This window comes from Gemmobacter aquaticus (assembly GCF_007859075.1).
GTDB classification, from domain to species: domain Bacteria; phylum Pseudomonadota; class Alphaproteobacteria; order Rhodobacterales; family Rhodobacteraceae; genus Gemmobacter; species Gemmobacter aquaticus.
Genome location: NZ_VOAK01000011.1, coordinates 779599 through 796560, shown reverse-complemented (window position 1 = coordinate 796560; position 16962 = coordinate 779599). Strand labels below are relative to the sequence as shown.

Sequence of the window (16962 nt, the reverse complement as noted above, 5' to 3'; positions counted from 1 at the left end):
GCCACCATCTTAGGCGGTTCTCAGGCAAGACGCAAGAATTTGATCAAATTAAAGATCGCCTTCAGCCAGCGAGGCGCGCACCTGGTCGATCCCCTGTGCGATATCCTCGCGGATGGCCGTGGCCAGCGCCTGCGCATCCCCCGCCCGCATGGCATCCAGCGCCTCGGCATGACGGTCGGGCAGGCCCGAATTGATGTACCGCGCAAGGATAACCCGCAGCGAAGGACCAAAGCGCAACCAGATTGACCGCGCGATGTCTTCCAGAACCGTCGCCCCGGCCGCCTCGTAGAGCGCAAAGTGGAAGGCATGGTTCAGTCGCAGATAGGTCTGGACATCGGCATCGCGGATCGCGGGTTCGATCCCGTGGTCGATCTCTATCAGCCGCTCCAGCAGTTCCGGCGTCACATGCGGGCAGGCGAGTTCGGCCAGTTTCGGCTCGACCGCCTCGCGCACATGGACAAGTTGATCCAGAAGCGCAGGCGTCATCCGTGGAACCGAGACGCGGCGGTTGTCGTGAAGGACCAGCGCGCCTTCTGCGGTCAGCCGCCGGATCGCCTCGCGCACCGGGGTCATCCCGGCATCCAGATCCCGGATCAGACCCTGAATCGTCACAGGCTGACCGGGCGCCAGAACGCCATAGAGCACCATATCGCGCAGGCGCAGATAGGTGATCTCGTGGGTGGGCACCTTGCGTGCCTCTGCCTGCGCTGCTGTGGTGTCGTCCATGCGTTCCTCTCGGGCTATGCCGACCATAGGGGGATGCGGCGGATTTGATCAAGTCCCCTCGGCAATGGCCCGCCCAGCGGTCAGTTCCGCTCGGCCAAAGGATGAGCGGTGCGTATCACCCGTTCACAATAGGCGGCAAGTTCCTTGCGTCCGGGAAAGCCGTCAACCGGCACCTCGGGGTGGAAGATCACCTCGATACGCCCCTGCCGCGGCGTTGCCAGAACCTGAAGGAAATGGGCGGCAAAGCTCATGTCCGCCCACCATCCGTAATAGCGCGCATCGCGGCCCGGCGGCGCATGATAGACTACGGTCACAGGCTGGATATGCAGAACACGATCCATTCCATGGGTGTAGAACGCCTGAAAGAGCGGTGTCTTGAACGGCAGCACATGCAGCGTATCGGTCGAGGTGCCCTCGGGGAAGAACAACAGCCGATGGCCTGCGCGCAGGCGCTCTTCCATCATTTCCTGCTGGCGCTTGGCCTCGGTGCTCTTGCGGGTGATGAACATCGTGCCAGTGATGCGCGCCAGAAATCCGATCGCAGGCCAGTCCGAGACATCATCCTTCGAGACAAAATACACCCGGTCCGCCGCGTTCAGCGAGAAGATGTCGATCCAGCCCGCGTGGTTTGCGACGATGGCGCCTTGCCCCTGCATCGGACGCCCACGCCGCACATAGACAAATCCCATGATCGCGATCGTCGCGCGGCAGACACCTTGCGTGATCCAGGATGACCACGGACGCTGCAACCCATGGATCGGCCATTCCAGCAGCCGAAGCAGCAGAAACACGACCAGCCCGCCATAGGTGACCAGCACGATGGCAAGACCGCGCAACCCAGCCAACACCCAGCCAAGCGGTCCGATGCGTGGCACCTCCATCCGTGCGTCCTGCCAGCGGGTCATGCGCCCTCTCCGTGACGGCGGATGTAGAAATCGCGGTGCTTCATCGACATGCGTTCGGTATCCATGACCAGAAGAACATCGGTCGTATTGAAGGCCTGATCGACAAAGGCCCCGTCCCCCACGAAACCGCCGAGCCGCAGATAGGCCTTGATCAGCGCTGGCGTCGCCTGCATCGCCGCGCGCCGGTCCACCTGACCTGCGGGCAGTACATTCATCTCGGCTCGCCCCGGTGGCAGGGCATGGGCACGCAGGCCCTCGGGCGCTAGATGGTTCTGCCACAGATAGGACAGCGGCTGCGCCAGCGCCGCAACATCGGTGCCCGGAAACGAAGCTGTTCCGAACATCAACTCGATCTCACGGTCCAGCACATAATCGGCCAGCCGGTTCCACATCAGCATCATCGCGGCCCCTCCGCGGTGCGCGGGATGCACACATGACCGGCCCAGTTCCAGCAACCGCCGCCCCGACCCGCGCAAGGCAGAGAGGTCGAACTCCCCCTCGGAATAGAAGCGCTGCCTGGCCGACAGTCGGTCACCGGGCAATAACCGGTAGACGCCCACCACATCATCCAGCGCCGCCGGATCACGACCACGATCGATCAGCAGAAGGTGGTCGCAAATGTCGTCAAACTCGTCCCGCTCAAGCCGCGCGGCATGGTCCACGAGCGGGCCATCGCTTCCCATCTCGCCCACGAACACCTCATATCGCAGGCGCTGCGCGGCCTTCAGATCGCGGGCATCACGCGCAAGGCGCAGGTCGAAGGCGGGTTCTTCCGTCGTCATCTATCCGTCCAAAAGGGCCACAGCGGGTGGTGTTGCACAATCTGGGGTTGCATCGCAACCTGGGCAAACCTATCGTCGCTCAGGTATCGAACACCCGCATCAGCATGACCTGTGACCCATCGATCACAATCTTACCGCAGTGTTCAAAGTTCACGGTGATCCTGTTGCCGATGTTCGACTGCACCTGACCCAGGCCCCATTCGGGTTCTTGCGGGTGCCGGACCAGCATCCCCGGCTCCAGCAGTGCGTTCAACCCCAGGCTCATCCGTTATCCTTTCGCATTCCAGACCGTGGCACCATGACCGATCATCCCGACCTCGCAGCCCTTATCGGCTCACGAATCTGCCATGACCTTATCAGCCCCATCGGCGCCATCGGCAATGGGGTCGAACTTCTGATGATGTCACCCGAGGCGCAGGGCCCGGAACTTGCGCTGATTGCCGAAAGCGTGGCCAGCGCGAATGCGCGCATCCGGTTCTTCCGCATCGCGTTCGGCCTTTCGGCCGCGGACCAGCGGATCGGACAGCCCGAGGTCACCTCGGTTCTGGCCGATCTGACGCGCGGAACCCGGCTGGCGATCGACTGGGACGGCCCCGCCGATCTGCCAAGGCCTGAGGTGAAACTCGCCTTCCTTTTGCTGATGTGCCTTGAGACTGCCCTGCCCTATGGCGGAGAGATCACGGTTTCCGCCACCGGCCTAGCCTGGTCGATGACCGCGCGCGCAGCAAAGACAAAGGTCGACCCTGATCTGTGGGGCCAGCTGTCTGCATCCAGCGCCGACAACTTCCTTGGTGCAGCGCAGGTTCACTTCGCCCTCGCGCGCGACGCGTTGCGCCATCAAGGCCGCCAGCCAAAGCTTGACTTCAACCCGACCGAGATACGCATAGCCTTCTGATCACACCCGGCAGGTGCCGTCGCCCGTGACCAGATACTTGAAGCTGGTCAGCTGCTCGGCCCCCACGGGACCACGGGCATGCATCTTGCCGGTCGCGATGCCGATCTCGGCGCCCATACCGAACTCACCGCCATCGGCAAACTGGGTCGAGGCGTTGCGCATCAGGATCGCGCTATCCAGCCGCTGGAAGAACCGCGCAGCCGTCGCATCATTCTCGGTCAGAATGCTTTCGGTATGGCTCGACCCATAGTGGCGGATATGGGCGATTGCACCGTCCACACCATCGACGATCTTTGCCGCGATGATCATGTCGAGGAACTCGCGTCCAAAGTCATCCGGCTGCGCGGCAATGGTGCCGGGCACTGCCAGAATGTCCCCCTCGGCGCGCACCTCGACCCCGGCCTTGAGCAGGTCCTCGACCAGAACCGGCCCATGCCGGTCCCAGAACCCGCGATCAATGAGCAGACATTCGGCCGAACCGCAGATGCCGGTCCGGCGGGTCTTTGCGTTCAGCACCACCCGGCGGGCCTTCTCCAGATCTGCGTCCCGGTCGGCATAGACGTGGCAGATCCCCTCAAGATGGGCAAAGACCGGCACCCGTGCCTCGCGCTGCACAAGGCCCACCAGCCCCTTCCCGCCACGCGGCACGATGACGTCGATATAGTCGACCGCCTGCAGCATCGCAGATACCGCCGCACGGTCGCGCGTGGGCACCAGCTGGATCGCAGCTTCGGGCAGGCCTGCCTTGCGCAGACCCTCGACCATGCAGGCATGGATCGCGATCGAGGAATGGAAGCTTTCGCTGCCCCCCCGCAGGATCACCGCATTGCCGGCCTTCAGGCACAGCGCGCCGGCGTCTGCCGTTACATTCGGGCGACTTTCATAGATGACACCCACAACGCCCAGGGGTGTGGCCACGCGCTGGATATGCAGACCGTTGGGCCGGTTCCACTCGGCCAGTACCCGCCCGACCGGATCGGGCTGCCCGGCGATCGAGCGCAGCCCATCCACAATTGACGCGATCCGCCCCTGATCCAGCGTCAGCCGGTCCATCATGGACGGAGACAGCCCCTTCTCGGCGCCGTAGGCCAGATCCTTTTCGTTCGCTGCGAGGATGGCCGCGACATTCGCCTCCACGGCCTCTGCCGCAGCCAGAAGTGCCGCACGCTTGACATCAGATGGCGCGAAGGCGAGCTCCGCCGCAGCCTCGCGGGCTTTTGCCCCGATCTCCTGCATCAGCTTGCCCACGTCTTCCATCGTCTGCCCTTTCTTCTTTTCCCAAATATCCTGGGGGTTCGGGGGCAAAGCCCCCGATCTGCTTCACACCACCATATCGTCGCGATGGATCAGCGCGGCCCGCCCGGCATAGCCAAGGATCGCCGCGATATCGCCCGACCGGTGACCTGCAATCGCCCGCGCCTCATCAGCCGTGTAGCGGATCAGCCCCTTGCCAAGCGCCTCGCCCGAGGGGCCGAGGATCGCAACCGGATCGCCCCGGCCAAAGCGCCCCGACACCGTAACCACACCGGCCGGAAGCAGGCTCTTGCCTGCCTGCAGCGCCGTCACCGCACCGGCATCGAGCCATACCTCGCCGCGCGGCTTCATCGCGTTGATCCAGAGCTTGCGGGCCTGCTGCGGGTCCCCCTTCGGCACGAACCATGTCCGGTTCGCGCCCTCGGCCAGTGCCTTGAGCGGCCGCAGGACCGAGCCTTCCATGATCGCCATGGCACAGCCCCCCGCGACGGCCGTCTTTGCGGCCATCAGCTTGGTCTTCATCCCGCCCTTCGACAGGCCCGAAATCGGATCTCCCGCCATCGCCTCGATCTCGGGTGTGATGGTATGGACCAGATCGAACCGCTGGGCCGTCGGGTCCTCCTTGGGGTTTGCCGAGTAAAAGCCATCGACGTCAGAGAGCAGGATCAGCTGATCCGCCCCTGCGGTCACCGCGATCTGTGCCGCAAGGCGGTCGTTATCGCCATAGCGGATCTCGTCCGTCGCGACCGTGTCATTCTCGTTCACGATTGGCACGACGCCCAGCCCGAGCAGCGTCTCCATCGTGGCGCGGCTGTTCAGGTAACGGCGGCGGTCCTCGGTATCTTCCAGCGTGACCAGAACCTGCCCGGTAATGATCCCATGGGGGGCCAGCACCTCTTCATAGGCGCGCGCAAGACGGATCTGGCCAACCGCTGCGGCGGCTTGTGACTGCTCCAGCGTCAGCGCCCCTTCAGGCAGGCCAAGGATGATCCGGCCCAATGCGATCGAGCCTGAGGAGACCAGAACCACCTGGCATCCCCGGACCTTGGCCTCGGCCACATCCATCGCTAGCGCCGAAAGCCAGCCCTGCTTCAAACCCTTGGCGCGATCAACCAAAAGGGCCGAGCCGATCTTCACGACCAGCCGCCGGGCCGCGCGCACATCGGGCGCGGAAAGGTTCGTCAGGGTTGCCACGACTTGGCCTCCACAGGCTCGGCCGCCTTGCGGTCCTCCATGATCTCGGCATGAAGCGCGCGCAGGACATCCTTGATCCCCTCGCCCGTTGCGCCGGAAATCAGATGCACCGTGCCGCCGCTCGCCTTCTCCAGCGCCCGTTTGCGGGTGCCCAGCGTTTTCTTGTCAAGCGCATCGATCTTGTTCAGCGCAAGGATCCGCGGCTTGTCGGCCAGCTCCTCGGCATAGGCCTCAAGCTCGCCCACAATCGTGCGGTAGTCCTTGGTGATCGTCGACGATGTCCCATCCACAAGGTGCAACAGGACCGAGCACCGCTCCACATGCGCGAGGAACTGGTCGCCCAGTCCACGGCCATCGGATGCGCCCTCGATCAGACCCGGAATATCGGCCATGACGAACTCGTGCCCGTCGATGCCTACGACACCAAGGTTCGGCACCAGCGTGGTAAAGGGATAGTCGGCCACCTTGGGCCGCGCGTTCGAGACCGCTGCAAGGAAGGTCGATTTTCCTGCGTTGGGCAACCCCACAAGCCCCGCATCCGCAATCAGCTTCAGCCGGAGCCAGATGGTGCGTTCGACACCCTCTTGCCCCGGATTGGCGCGGGCAGGCGCGCGGTTGGTCGAGGATTTGAAGTGCAGGTTGCCAAAGCCGCCGTTACCGCCCTTGGCAAGCAATACGCGTTGGCCCGGCTCCGTCAGGTCGGCGATGACGGTTTCCTCATCCTCGTCGATGATTTCGGTGCCCAGAGGCACCTTCAGCACGATGTCGTCGCCCGACTTGCCGGTTTTCTGGTTACCCATGCCGGGCTGGCCGGACTTGGCGAAGAAGTGTTGCTGGTAGCGATAGTCGATGAGCGTGTTCAGCCCCTCGACCGCCTCGGCCCAGACCGAGCCGCCATTGCCGCCGTCACCGCCGTCCGGGCCGCCAAACTCGATGAACTTTTCGCGCCGGAAGCTGACGCACCCCCCGCCACCGCCGCCCGAGCGGATATAGACCTTGGCAAGATCGAGGAATTTCATGGGGTGGCCCCTTCGGATAGCGGCAGAGGATTGAGAATTGGCGATAGCCCCGGAATGATCCGGGTGCAAGCGCGGGCAGCGGCCCGGCCCGGATTTAGGGCGATGGTCGGTCGTCCAGCCGCAATTCCATGAACGCGACGTCGTGCCAGCGGCCGAATTTCTGCCCGACCTCGCGCAGAATGGCCGTTCCGACGAATCCCGCCCGCGCATGCAGCCGGATCGAGATATCGTTTTCCGCGGTGATGACCGCGACCATCACATGCTTGCCGATCGCGCGGGCATGCGCGATCAGATCGCCCAGAAGGCGCGGCGCCAGCCCCTGTCCACGCGCGGCGGGGGCCACGTAGATGGAGTTCTCGACCGTGCCGCGATAGCCCTCCGAAGGGCGGAAATCGCCGTAGCTTGCATAGGCAATCACCTCGGCGCCATCGACCGCGACGAGCACCGGATAGCCCTGCGCCTGCCGCCCGGCCATCCAGTCGGCGCGGTTCTGTGCGTCGACTTCGGTATCGACCAGTACGGCCGTGGTATGGCGCACCGCGTCATTATAGATCGCGGCAATGCCCGCCGCATCGGCGGCGGTGGCGTGGCGAATGATCATGTCCGTCCCGGAAGCAAAGGTGGCCTGCCGCCCTTCATGCGACAGGCCGAAGGATCAGTCCAGCTTGCGGATGTAGGTCCAGGTCGGCACACGGGAATTGCGCGCCACGCTGAACGTCTCGGCATCGCCAAGGTACTGGAAGCCCGCATTGGTCAGGACACGGGCCGAACCGGGGTTGTCCTGAAACACCTCGGCAAAGATCGTGCGGTTCTTTTGCGGATTGGCGGTGACAAGCGCACGCACGGCCTCGGACGCAAAGCCTGTGTTCCAGAACGCCGGGGCCACCCAGTAGCCGATCTCGGACTGGTCGCGGTTGAACTTTTCCTCATCCATCCGCTTCAGCGAGATCACGCCAAGCACCTCGGCCAGACCATGGGTCGATCCGTCCAGAACCCAGACGTCCTCGGTTCCCTTTGGGGACATCGCACGGGTGACAAAGTTCTCTGCCGCGCCCGGCGGCAGCGGATGCGGGATGGATCGGGTTGCCTCGGCCACGCGGCGATCGCCCGCGTACATGGCAAAAAGGCCAGCATCGGATTTGCGGACGGGTCGCAGCACAAAGCGGCCCGCGGGAATGACACCATCAACCATCTGTCCAAAGCCAGCAACACCGGCGAAATCCAGATCCTTCGCAATCACATCCAACTTCATCGCTTCCCTCCTTCGAAGCGCATGACGGGCACGACAATCGCACCAGACATCCAACATATTTCCCAACCCTCTTTCTGAGTTGGGATGCCGCAGGCGCGGCTGCAAGGCAGGGATTCCAAACCTTGCGAAATACTCCTCACCCTGCCGACGAAAGGCGGCGGAAATGAGGAAAGGGGCCGGCCTTTCGGCCGACCCCCTTGTTACATCTTGAATGTAACGGTTCGGCTTACTCGGCCGCCTCCGCAACCGGGAGGACCGAAATGAAGGTGCGCCCTTTCAGGCCCTTCTTGAACGACACCTTGCCTTCGACGGTGGCAAAGATCGTGTGGTCGGTGCCCATGCCAACGCCTTCACCCGGGAACCAGGTGGTGCCGCGCTGACGGACGATGATGTTGCCCGGAATGGCGGCCTGGCCACCATAGAGCTTCACGCCCAGACGACGACCGGCCGAGTCACGGCCGTTGCGGGATGAGCCGCCTGCTTTCTTGTGTGCCATGGGGTGTTACTCCTTATTCTGCAGCTTTGGCAGCAGCGCCGCCATTGTGGGCCGCACGACGGGCATCGGCAGTACCGACGGCCGGAGCCACGCCCGACTTGTCAGCGCCCGAAGCCAGAACCTCGGTCACGCGCAGCAGGGTCAGCTGTTGACGATGGCCCTTGGTGCGCTGCGAGCTGTGCTTGCGGCGACGCTTGACGTAGTGGATGACCTTCTCGCCCTTGATCTGGGCGATCACCTCAGCCTGCACAGCAGCGCCGGCAACGGTCGGCGCGCCGACGGTCACGCTGTCGCCACCCACCATCAGGATTTCGTTGAACTGGACTTTGTCGCCAGCATTAGCCGCAAGCTTTTCAACGCGCAGGATGTCGCCAGCCTGAACCTTGTATTGCTTGCCGCCGGTTTTGAGGACCGCAAACATGGGTCTTTCCTTCCTTGGTACCGCATCCTGTGGCCCCTTCCCAAACGGGTCGGTGTTTTCGGGTTGCCCCGCCTCGGACAGCGCGCCCCCGATCGGGGACGGTTGAAACGAAAATACCCCGGACAGACTCAGGGAGCCTGTTCAGGGATGCGCGCTTATCGGGGAAGTCCTGCCGGTTGTCAAGCGGCCGACAAGGGTCCCGAACGGGGCAAGGGATCAGATGTCCTGACCCTGCACCATCAGCGCGACCGCACGGCCAAGCTCACCGCTGATCCGCACGAAACTTGCATCGAAGGCCGCGAAAAGGGCCGCGTTCAGGGCGCGCCCCTCGGGAGCTTCAGAGAATACCTGATAGGCCTGCATCTCTTCGTCCGAGAGCGGCTGGTAGGCCAGCGCCAGATAGGGCCAGAGCCAGTCCTCAGTCTCTTGGCGTACCTGGTCTTCCTGCGCCCAAACCTCGGCCAGCATGTCGGACTCGGTCATGTCCTCGGTGAACGCACCGCCCTGAGACATACCCTTGTAGAAGGCAAGGTTGGCATTCAGCGCGCCCATCACGTTCATCTCGACCAGATCATTGGCAGCAACGAACCGGCGAAGCGCATCCACACGCGGGGCACCCTTGGCCTCCATTGCGCCAAAGGCTTCCTTGGCAGCCTCCTCGGTCGCATCATCAAGCATCGCACGACGCGCCTCGATCTCAAGCCCGATGATCTTGCGCCCGGTGGGTGACGCAAAGAAGGCCTGCGCCTTCGCAGCAACCTCTGGCTTGTCGGAAAGTTCCGCCGAAAGGCTGCGCGTGAATTCCTCGGTCAGCCCGTCCGCCTGATAAATTCGCGTCACCATTGCAGACCAGTCAGAACCGCTGCGATCAGGGAACATCTCTTCTTTCAGCTGCCCACCATAGGCTTCGCCTTCGGCCTGCAATACTTGCGCAAGTTCGCTGATGCGCATGGCCGCCACCAGTTCCTGCACCTTGGGCAGAATCGCCGCCTGCTCGACCGTGGTCTCGGCAGAGGCGGGCGCGACACCCAGACCGCCCTGCCCCGCCGAGGCCAGCCCAACGGCAAACGCCATAGCGTTGATCCAGTTCATTCGCTGCATTCACTATCCTCAGGCCGGAGCGCATCTGCGAGAAACCTAATGGGAGGCACCCGGTTTGCCAAGGTTTCCGCCCCTGCGGGTCGCGGGGAATTCATCATACTTTACATGCAGAAACGCATTCGTCCTCCAAGGCATTTACACGAAGATGAAAATTCCTTGAAAGTGGGGCTTGCGCCCCCCGACAACCTCCGCTAAATCCCCGCCTCACGACGACCCCTGACGCGGAGAGGTGGCAGAGTGGTCGAATGCGGCGGTCTCGAAAACCGTTGTCGGTTTGCGCCGACCCAGGGTTCGAATCCCTGTCTCTCCGCCATTTACCCCAAACAGAAAATACTGAAACTAAGGCGAAGATCAGGGACGCCTTTGATCGTGTCCAGACTGATCGCTATATCGCGCTAGGACGCGCAATCAGTGCTATAACGCCAATCGAACTAAATTCGGTGCCACAAGCTTGAATCCCCGAGAGCCACAGGCGCCTGCCCGGCCCCGAGTTTGCGTGCATGCAGAAAATAGGTGCAAATCGAACGCATTTCTCTAGCTGAACCAGAGCCCGGGCGCCTACAGTCAATGCAAGAGTTCCAACTGGTCGGCTGACCGCCCATCGACAGAAGCCGCAACCGCGTAGGTCGGATTCAGGAGATCTTGGAGGCGGGTACCGGAATCGAACCGGTCTTCACGGATTTGCAATCCGCTGCGTAACCTCTCCGCCAACCCGCCGTTCCTTCGAGGTATCAGGCGTTTAGACCGAGGCGTTGAAAAGCGCAAGGGGGGCCTCTCAACATATCTCTCAACATTCACGTTCTGGCCTCGTTCCGTTCCGCGCGATCTGTTCAAGACATTGCCGGTTCAGTGAACTGAGGAGCGCTTCGTTAGCCAGCCTGCGCCAAGCTGGCCAACCCGTGCACGCCTCATCCAAAAGTCTAGCTATCTGCAGCCCAAAACCGTCGTTCACTGCCACTGGGGCACGTCCTGAAACGGGCTGTTCACTCCATCCGCGGCGAAGCGCGCCGGCGAACAACGGTGATGCGGGCGAAGCGGCCAGTCACCAGAGGAGCTTGAGACCTGACAGGAGCAGCAGGATCGACAGTATCCCACGCAACCAGCGTTCAGAGAGATAGCGGCTGCCAATATACGCACCGATGGTGCCGCCGACCGCAACGGCAACCAGCCACGCAGGAAGAATTGACGGGATGTGATCCCAAGCGGCATAGGACCCGACCAGCGCCGCGAAGGAATTCATGAGATTGTAGACCGCCGTGGTGGTGGCGGTCTGCCGAGCTGTGCCCCAGTGCATCGTCAGGATGATCGGCGCGAGGAACACTCCGCCTCCGGTCCCCGTCGTCCCTGAGACGAACCCGATCACAGCCCCGGTTGCGAGGGCGGCCGTGAAAGGAGGCGTAACAGGTGACTCCGCCCCCGTTCTTTTGACCGAGAGTGCTGTGCGCGCCATCTGTAACGCCGAAAGGATCAGAACCGCACCGACAAGCGGGAAATAGACGCGTTCAGGCAAGTGAATTGCGCCCCCCAGCATCGAGAAGGGAAAGCCCAGAATGGCAAAGGGCCAGACATTTCGCCATGACAACCGCCCCGACCTCAGGAAGAGGATGGTGCCGATAACCGCAACCAGCAGATTCAGGGAAAGCGCGGTAGTTTTCATGGCAAGCGGGCCAAAGCCCGCCAATCCCATGATGGCGATGTAGCCGGATGCGCCGGCCTGCCCGACCGCTGCATAGACCAAGGCGGTGATCAAAAATGCTGTAGAGAGCAGAAGCGTTTCGCTGTCCAAGGTGACACCGGCATGTTGTGATAGGCCAAGCTATGCCGCATCGCGTGGTAATGACCAAGGGCAGCAATGCGTTCTTTGTGTCGAACCGCGGCGCAGGATGTCAGGGCGCGAAGGGTCGCTGAGATACTCTACGCCGATGGCTGCAAACTCTTCATCCCCTGCTCCAAGACACCTATGATGTCGTCATAGGCCCCGTCTGCCTTGGGGAAACTCTCGCGCTGTCGGCGGTAGAACTCCAGCCACTTCGGCAACTCCTCGAGCGGATAAGTGTTGGCCCAGACCTTGCCGGTCAGGGTGAATGTGCCGGCTTCGCGATCGATGGTTATTTGCATGGGCCGTGGCATAGCAAAGTGGGATGGCGCAGACCAGTGGGCCCGAGCGCTGGTCGTCGCCAGTTCATTTCGAGCAGCGGGCACTGGCGTTGCCCCGTCGAGCTACTCAGAAATCTCCGCCTTGATCGCCGCGACCAGATCGTCGCAGCTAAACCGTCTAGGACACCACTCAAGTAGCTCGCCTTTTTCCTTTAGATCGGCGAAGCGCTGAAGGAACGTTTTCGGGTCCTTAAAGTCACAAGTCCAAAGCACTGATGGATGATAGTCCCACCACGCGGTTGCGAGCAGCCCGCCAATTATCTCCCCAGGAAACCGCATTCGAATGATCCGCGCCGGATTTCCGCCGACAATGGCATAATCCGGGACGTCTTTCGTTACGATGGCACCGGCTGCAACAATCGCGCCGTTCCCGATCCGGATACCGCGCGCGAGCGTCACCCCTGAACCGATCCAGACATCATGCCCAAGTACAGGAATAGGACCAGTCTTTGGCAGTCCCGGGATCTGCGGGCTATACTCGCCCCCCATCAAGGTTCGATGAGCATGCAAGAAGCTCGGCTTGTTCCAGTCTTCGCGGAAACAATAGGTGATGGAGGATGTTGTGATGAACTCCATGGGGTGACGCTCCCCCATGACGGAAAGGTTGCTACCGATCGAGCAGTATCTTCCGCAAGTGAAATCCCATGTCGATGTCTGGCAGTAGCTGAACGCCCCTCGTGTATTGTACTTATCGCCGACAAACTGAGCGAACTCCTCCAGGATCGCCGTCTTTGCGATCCTGACGACCGCGTTTGTCGGTGGTTTTGGGACCATTCCTGTGGCTGTTGGCGTGAAGTTCTCGTCAAGGAAGATGTTCAATTTCAGGAACGCGCGAACGACTGCCTCGGTTTTCCGGAACGCAATGGCGCCCCCGCTGGTCGAAACAATGTGCTCATCCAAGGGCATGATTCTGATGTGTCCTTCGCTTCGCAGGCTGTTCCGAATTGTCCTATACGGCCCTCATCACCGCAGCAATCTAGCTGTCCGCTACAATCTCACCCCGGCCCCATCTGAAAGGCACCGGCACCACGTCAGTCGCGTAACAGGCCTGCAACTCTAGCCCCACGTGCCTCAGATACTGTCTCGGATCTATTGTCGCCCTCGCGTCAGAAGAAAGACGATTCCAGACTAGACCTAGCGCAGCAACGGACCCATCCTGAAAAGAGGCTGGGCACCCTGCTCCCGCTCGGCCAGTGGCGGCGGCGGCTTCCACCCACCCCGGAATCCGGCTGCCGCCACACCCAACAGCATCATCACCTGTGCACAGCGACCAGCGCTCATGCCTCGTAATCCCGGGCGGGCGACGGCATGCAAACAGGGTTACTTGCGGGGGCGCCGAAATACAGAGACTACAGCCCTGTCTCCAACTTGCGCACTCCCGACGCCCGCGCCACTATCGTTCGCTTCATTGCATGATTTTGACCGACGAACATTTGGCCGAGGGACTCTGTCGCGATCTTGGTCACGCTGACCCAACTCGTGATCGGATGACCAGAACCACACATACACTGTCTCGGCGATCACAGCCAAGAATATGAAAACGCCCAAACAAACGAGGGCGCAACCCAACATACACAACATTCATTCGCTCCGGTTACTGACGCGACCTGCCCTTCGTACCGCGCGGTAGAGTGCACATGGATTACGTTAGGTCAACTCCACTTTTGGTTGCGCCCTTGAAAGGCTGAACAATGAAGTGGGCGCATTGCTTGCTAAGGTCTCAATCAATGCCTCTACAACGACGCATAGGATCCTCTTCGCGCGGTCAGAACCAGTTCAGATGCTCCCCCCACCGAGATCGTGCCGTCATACACCGTCCGTACTCACGGGCCGATCTGCACAGCATCCGGCATCACGCCCCCGATCGTCGTGTCGACCAGATCGAGCATACCGTTTGCCCCGTCGAACAGCTCAGCAAAGACCGTGGCGGGATCGACCACTGTGTCATTCGACCACCAGTAGCCCTGTGTCTCGCCGGGGATCTGGTTCACCCCGTTCTCGTCGCCCATGAAGAACAGGTTCCACATGGCGAAGTCCGGCATGGCCGAAGTCGATTGCATGACCAGAACGCCGTTGTGCCAGACCTGCGCCGTCGCACCGCCTGACAGCCCACCGGCCGTATCAAAGACGAAGACGAAGCTATTCGTGCCGCCCGGAAAGAGCAGATGAACATCTGGGCCGACAAAGGTGAAAGTCGCGGGCGACCAGCCCCATGAATAGCCGCTGGCCGCCACGCTGCGCCCGCTCACATCGTTGTGCCCGTTCACAAAGACTGTGCAGCCCTGCCCCGTGTAGAACATGCGCAGCGTCGGAGGCGCATCCAGCTGGCCAGCTGCATAGCGATAGGACCAGGCGAAGGTGCCTTTGTAGAACTGCGGCGGGCTGGATGGCGTGACCTGAATCGGATCGGCAGGGGTGAACCACGCCGCAGGGCCAACCGGTGGCGCGGAAGCCCCGGCCTCAGGCCACGCGAAGCCGTCGCCCTTCAGTTGCCTGACCTCGCCAGCGGGCAGCTTGATGCGCAGGGCCGATCGCAGGTTCAGCTTCGGCATGTCACCACTCCCCCTCGACGGTGGTGTCGCCCAGCGAATAGCCGATCACGCTGGACGTGCCGCCCACCGAGTACCAGCCGCGCGGGGCCAGCATCGTCGTGTCGGTCGGCAGGTTGGTGGTGATCGAACCCGACACGCTGACCCCGTCCGACAGGCGCTTGAACACATAGTCGACTCGACCGCCCCGGCCGCGCGGCGCATAGAGCTGCAACTCATACATCTCAGTGGCGTCGGCCGTGTTCTTCGGGAACCCGGTGTCGATCTTCGTTGCTGCGCCGCTGCCGTCATTGTGCATGATCTGGTAGTTCGCATCGGCCGCATCGCAGCCGACCCCGATCATGGACACGATGGCCGAAGGTTCAGCATCAGTCGGGGCACCTGTCGCCGCGGCAAAGCCGGTGAAGCCGCGCAAGGTGGCAACAGCGGCAACACCCGTGGGGCGCCCGAATTTGGTAATGTAGTGGAAACCGCCGAACAGCGCGCCAGCCGCCCCGATGAAGTGGTTTGCCGTGCCCTGCCGCCAACCTGCGACGGCAGAGGTGGCGGCGGTCGTCACCAGGTAGTTCACGCGGTTTGTCGCCGTGTGGATGTTCGTCGCGGCGATCGCTGCCGCCGTCGCGGTGCCGGTAGCCGTGATGCCAAGCCCGACGGTGCCGACCGTGGTGCTGGCCGCGATCGGCACGATCTTCCCGACCCGCCGACTGCCGAGCCAGCCCTGTATCTGGTGGACACGCCCGTCCGGATCCTTCCATGCCGGCAGGTCGCGGGCAATCGTGACCTTCGCCCCGAAGATGGTCACGTTATCCGCCACGGGCGTGGCAGGCGCGGCATTGTCGGTCGGCAGGGTCAGATACAGAAGGCCATCGCCATCGAGGACCGCGATTTCACCAGCCGCAGGCGTGTAGGCATCGAACAGAGCTTGATCCGTGAAGACCGTGATCGTTGCCCCGCTTGCGGCGATCGTCTGCCACGACACGTTGAAGGCCACGCCGTCGATCTTGGCCAAGACCTGCCCGGTCGTGCCGCCCGAAGGCAGCAGACGCGGCATCATCGTATTGATCTTGTCGCGTATGGCGACCGCGAGCGCCGTCACACGGTCTGCGAGCGCCATGTCAGATCAGCCCGGCGTTGAAGGTGGTCACATAGTTGGTTTCCGGATCTCCGATCTCGGCCGCCGACTGCGCCCCGATGTTCGACCGGGCCTGCACCTGTTGCGGGGTGGTCAGTGATTGGGCCGCATCCACACGCACGCGGTTGCCAAGCGCCGTGGTGATGGTCGAGGCGAAGTTGGCATCGTCGCCAAGGGCGGCCGCAAGCTCGTCCAGCGTATCGAGCGCGCCCGGGGCGCCAGACGTCAGTGCAGCCAGTGCGGTCGCGATCTCATCACCGATCTCGGTCGCGATCTTGGACGAGGACCAGGTGGTCGTGGTTGTTGTGGTCGCATCATTGATCGCGGCACCGCCGCCCGCCACCAGCGCATCGATCGCCGACTTCAGCTCGTTGACCGCCAGCACCAGGTTGCCCTTCGCCGTGGTGGTCAGTGCAGAGAGATCGGCGGCATTGCCGTTTACCAGCGTGCGCAGGGCCTTGCATTCGACCGCCACGCGCTGCGCGAGGTCGGTAATCCGTTGAATAAGGGACATGGGATTTCCTCAGATCAGGTATTGGTCAAAGATCAGGGTCGGGTCGGGCGCCGTGGGTCCGACCTCCGCGTCGATCATGGATTGGACGGTTTCGGCGCTGACGCCGCCGGTGCTGTTGCTGTCACGTCCAGCCGGACCCCGCGCACCACGCTGCAACACCTTCAGCGTGACCTTGCGGGTCTGAACCTTCAGGACCTGTGCCGGGCGGGTGAGAACCTTGATGACGCGATCACTCATTTGACCAGCACCCAGATCGGCAGGGATGTTTCGTCAAAGTTGTCGTCGTCGGGGAACGTCACCTTGGCCCGGAACGACATGACCCGGCCCTTGGGCATGGCGGCGTTCCAGTTCAGTCGGAAATGGATCAGCCCGGTCGTCGGGTCCGGGTCCAATGTCGCAGTCAGGTGGCCATCCAGTGCCGTATGCGCGTCGAAGATCGAGACGATGCCGCCTGTCAGGTTCATCGGCCCGATGTTGCCGGCCTCGTCCTCTTCCTCCCATTCGATCGAGAATTTCTTGTCCGACCCTTTGTTGAGTTCGATCTCGTCGTCGGCCATGCCGCCCT

21 protein-coding genes and 2 tRNA genes are annotated in these 16962 nt (G+C 62.4%); 2 read left to right on the top strand and 21 right to left on the bottom strand.

Features of this window, described 5'->3' with window-relative positions; all coding sequences use genetic code 11:
* Positions 1-48: 48 nt before the first annotated feature.
* The 4 genes from FQU74_RS06030 to FQU74_RS06015 form a co-directional block, all read right to left on the bottom strand.
* Positions 49-726, bottom strand: a complete 678-nt coding sequence (locus tag FQU74_RS06030; RefSeq protein WP_146285506.1) for a GntR family transcriptional regulator — start codon at positions 724-726, stop codon at positions 49-51.
* 80 nt (positions 727-806) lie between these two features.
* Entirely contained in the window at positions 807-1631 is an 825-nt protein-coding gene (gene olsA / locus FQU74_RS06025; protein ID WP_146285505.1) for a lyso-ornithine lipid O-acyltransferase, read from the bottom strand.
* A complete protein-coding gene (olsB, locus tag FQU74_RS06020) occupies positions 1628-2413 on the bottom strand; it encodes an L-ornithine N(alpha)-acyltransferase (RefSeq protein WP_146285504.1) in 786 nt (261 codons plus the stop codon). The genes olsA and olsB overlap by 4 nt, the downstream gene beginning before the upstream one ends.
* Before the next feature lie 79 nt (positions 2414-2492).
* Positions 2493-2678 carry a DUF3553 domain-containing protein gene (locus FQU74_RS06015; protein ID WP_146285503.1) on the bottom strand — a complete coding sequence of 62 codons (186 nt, stop codon included), beginning with the start codon at positions 2676-2678 and terminating at the stop codon, positions 2493-2495.
* Between the two features lie 33 nt (positions 2679-2711).
* Here FQU74_RS06015 and FQU74_RS06010 point away from each other — a divergent pair, with 33 nt between their 5' ends.
* The gene (locus FQU74_RS06010) at positions 2712-3308 is read left to right on the top strand and encodes a histidine phosphotransferase family protein (RefSeq protein ID WP_146285502.1); all 597 of its coding nucleotides are present in this window, start codon (positions 2712-2714) and stop codon (positions 3306-3308) included.
* On the opposite strand, the gene FQU74_RS06005 is transcribed toward FQU74_RS06010, so the two are convergent.
* The 8 genes from FQU74_RS06005 to FQU74_RS05970 all read right to left on the bottom strand — a co-directional run bounded on the left by FQU74_RS06005 (position 3309) and on the right by FQU74_RS05970 (position 10045).
* A complete protein-coding gene (locus FQU74_RS06005; protein ID WP_146285501.1) occupies positions 3309-4565 on the bottom strand; it encodes a glutamate-5-semialdehyde dehydrogenase in 1257 nt (418 codons plus the stop codon).
* A 63-nt stretch (positions 4566-4628) separates the two neighbouring features.
* A complete protein-coding gene (gene proB / locus FQU74_RS06000; protein ID WP_146285500.1) occupies positions 4629-5756 on the bottom strand; it encodes a glutamate 5-kinase in 1128 nt (375 codons plus the stop codon).
* Positions 5744-6775, bottom strand: a complete 1032-nt coding sequence (gene obgE / locus FQU74_RS05995) for a GTPase ObgE (protein WP_146285499.1) — start codon at positions 6773-6775, stop codon at positions 5744-5746. The genes proB and obgE overlap by 13 nt, the downstream gene beginning before the upstream one ends.
* A 94-nt stretch (positions 6776-6869) precedes the next feature.
* Positions 6870-7376 carry a GNAT family N-acetyltransferase gene (locus FQU74_RS05990; protein WP_146285498.1) on the bottom strand — a complete coding sequence of 169 codons (507 nt, stop codon included), beginning with the start codon at positions 7374-7376 and terminating at the stop codon, positions 6870-6872.
* Positions 7377-7430: 54 nt separating this feature from the next.
* Positions 7431-7967: a GNAT family N-acetyltransferase gene (locus tag FQU74_RS05985; protein WP_146286223.1), complete on the bottom strand. Its 537-nt coding sequence runs from the start codon at positions 7965-7967 to the stop codon at positions 7431-7433.
* A gap of 286 nt (positions 7968-8253) precedes the next feature.
* Positions 8254-8523, bottom strand: coding sequence for a 50S ribosomal protein L27 (rpmA, locus tag FQU74_RS05980; protein WP_146285497.1), 270 nt, complete (start codon positions 8521-8523; stop codon positions 8254-8256).
* Positions 8524-8536: 13 nt separating this feature from the next.
* Complete coding sequence (gene rplU / locus FQU74_RS05975) at positions 8537-8944, bottom strand: 50S ribosomal protein L21 (protein ID WP_146285496.1); 408 nt, start codon at positions 8942-8944, stop codon at positions 8537-8539.
* 216 nt (positions 8945-9160) lie between these two features.
* The gene (locus FQU74_RS05970; RefSeq protein WP_146285495.1) at positions 9161-10045 is read right to left on the bottom strand and encodes a DUF2059 domain-containing protein; all 885 of its coding nucleotides are present in this window, start codon (positions 10043-10045) and stop codon (positions 9161-9163) included.
* A gap of 223 nt (positions 10046-10268) precedes the next feature.
* Here FQU74_RS05970 and FQU74_RS05965 point away from each other — a divergent pair.
* A tRNA-Ser gene (locus tag FQU74_RS05965) sits at positions 10269-10358 on the top strand.
* A 330-nt stretch (positions 10359-10688) separates the two neighbouring features.
* Here FQU74_RS05965 and FQU74_RS05960 read toward each other — a convergent pair.
* From FQU74_RS05960 to FQU74_RS05920, 9 genes are all read right to left on the bottom strand, one after another.
* Positions 10689-10762, bottom strand: a tRNA-Cys gene (locus FQU74_RS05960).
* A 325-nt stretch (positions 10763-11087) separates the two neighbouring features.
* Positions 11088-11831 (bottom strand): sulfite exporter TauE/SafE family protein, encoded by a 744-nt coding sequence (locus tag FQU74_RS05955; protein ID WP_146285494.1) that lies wholly within the window; start codon positions 11829-11831, stop codon positions 11088-11090.
* Between the two features lie 128 nt (positions 11832-11959).
* Complete coding sequence (locus FQU74_RS05950; RefSeq protein WP_146285493.1) at positions 11960-12163, bottom strand: hypothetical protein; 204 nt, start codon at positions 12161-12163, stop codon at positions 11960-11962.
* A 102-nt stretch (positions 12164-12265) separates the two neighbouring features.
* Positions 12266-13108 (bottom strand): CatB-related O-acetyltransferase, encoded by an 843-nt coding sequence (locus tag FQU74_RS05945; protein WP_146285492.1) that lies wholly within the window; start codon positions 13106-13108, stop codon positions 12266-12268.
* A gap of 917 nt (positions 13109-14025) precedes the next feature.
* A complete protein-coding gene (locus FQU74_RS05940) occupies positions 14026-14754 on the bottom strand; it encodes a hypothetical protein (RefSeq protein ID WP_146285491.1) in 729 nt (242 codons plus the stop codon).
* A 1-nt stretch (position 14755) separates the two neighbouring features.
* Positions 14756-15865 carry a hypothetical protein gene (locus tag FQU74_RS05935; protein WP_146285490.1) on the bottom strand — a complete coding sequence of 370 codons (1110 nt, stop codon included), beginning with the start codon at positions 15863-15865 and terminating at the stop codon, positions 14756-14758.
* Between the two features lies 1 nt (position 15866).
* Positions 15867-16397, bottom strand: a complete 531-nt coding sequence (locus tag FQU74_RS05930) for a hypothetical protein (protein ID WP_146285489.1) — start codon at positions 16395-16397, stop codon at positions 15867-15869.
* Positions 16398-16406: 9 nt separating this feature from the next.
* Positions 16407-16634 (bottom strand): hypothetical protein, encoded by a 228-nt coding sequence (locus FQU74_RS05925; RefSeq protein WP_146285488.1) that lies wholly within the window; start codon positions 16632-16634, stop codon positions 16407-16409.
* Positions 16631-16954 (bottom strand): hypothetical protein, encoded by a 324-nt coding sequence (locus FQU74_RS05920; RefSeq protein WP_146285487.1) that lies wholly within the window; start codon positions 16952-16954, stop codon positions 16631-16633. Before FQU74_RS05920 ends, FQU74_RS05925 begins: the two co-directional genes overlap by 4 nt.
* Between the last annotated feature and the right edge of the window lie 8 nt (positions 16955-16962).

Coding starts and splice junctions, on each gene's coding strand:
- FQU74_RS06030 (WP_146285506.1), bottom strand. CDS start 726: ATGGACGACACCACAGCAGCGCAGGCAGAGGCACGCAAGGTGCCCACC.
- olsA (WP_146285505.1), bottom strand. CDS start 1,631: ATGACCCGCTGGCAGGACGCACGGATGGAGGTGCCACGCATCGGACCG.
- olsB (WP_146285504.1), bottom strand. CDS start 2,413: ATGACGACGGAAGAACCCGCCTTCGACCTGCGCCTTGCGCGTGATGCC.
- FQU74_RS06015 (WP_146285503.1), bottom strand. CDS start 2,678: ATGAGCCTGGGGTTGAACGCACTGCTGGAGCCGGGGATGCTGGTCCGG.
- FQU74_RS06010 (WP_146285502.1), top strand. CDS start 2,712: ATGACCGATCATCCCGACCTCGCAGCCCTTATCGGCTCACGAATCTGC.
- FQU74_RS06005 (WP_146285501.1), bottom strand. CDS start 4,565: ATGGAAGACGTGGGCAAGCTGATGCAGGAGATCGGGGCAAAAGCCCGC.
- obgE (WP_146285499.1), bottom strand. CDS start 6,775: ATGAAATTCCTCGATCTTGCCAAGGTCTATATCCGCTCGGGCGGCGGT.
- FQU74_RS05990 (WP_146285498.1), bottom strand. CDS start 7,376: ATGATCATTCGCCACGCCACCGCCGCCGATGCGGCGGGCATTGCCGCG.
- FQU74_RS05985 (WP_146286223.1), bottom strand. CDS start 7,967: ATGGTTGATGGTGTCATTCCCGCGGGCCGCTTTGTGCTGCGACCCGTC.
- rpmA (WP_146285497.1), bottom strand. CDS start 8,523: ATGGCACACAAGAAAGCAGGCGGCTCATCCCGCAACGGCCGTGACTCG.
- rplU (WP_146285496.1), bottom strand. CDS start 8,944: ATGTTTGCGGTCCTCAAAACCGGCGGCAAGCAATACAAGGTTCAGGCT.
- FQU74_RS05970 (WP_146285495.1), bottom strand. CDS start 10,045: ATGCAGCGAATGAACTGGATCAACGCTATGGCGTTTGCCGTTGGGCTG.
- FQU74_RS05950 (WP_146285493.1), bottom strand. CDS start 12,163: ATGCAAATAACCATCGATCGCGAAGCCGGCACATTCACCCTGACCGGC.
- FQU74_RS05945 (WP_146285492.1), bottom strand. CDS start 13,108: ATGCCCTTGGATGAGCACATTGTTTCGACCAGCGGGGGCGCCATTGCG.
- FQU74_RS05940 (WP_146285491.1), bottom strand. CDS start 14,754: ATGCCGAAGCTGAACCTGCGATCGGCCCTGCGCATCAAGCTGCCCGCT.
- FQU74_RS05935 (WP_146285490.1), bottom strand. CDS start 15,865: ATGGCGCTCGCAGACCGTGTGACGGCGCTCGCGGTCGCCATACGCGAC.
- FQU74_RS05930 (WP_146285489.1), bottom strand. CDS start 16,397: ATGTCCCTTATTCAACGGATTACCGACCTCGCGCAGCGCGTGGCGGTC.
- FQU74_RS05925 (WP_146285488.1), bottom strand. CDS start 16,634: ATGAGTGATCGCGTCATCAAGGTTCTCACCCGCCCGGCACAGGTCCTG.
- FQU74_RS05920 (WP_146285487.1), bottom strand. CDS start 16,954: ATGGCCGACGACGAGATCGAACTCAACAAAGGGTCGGACAAGAAATTC.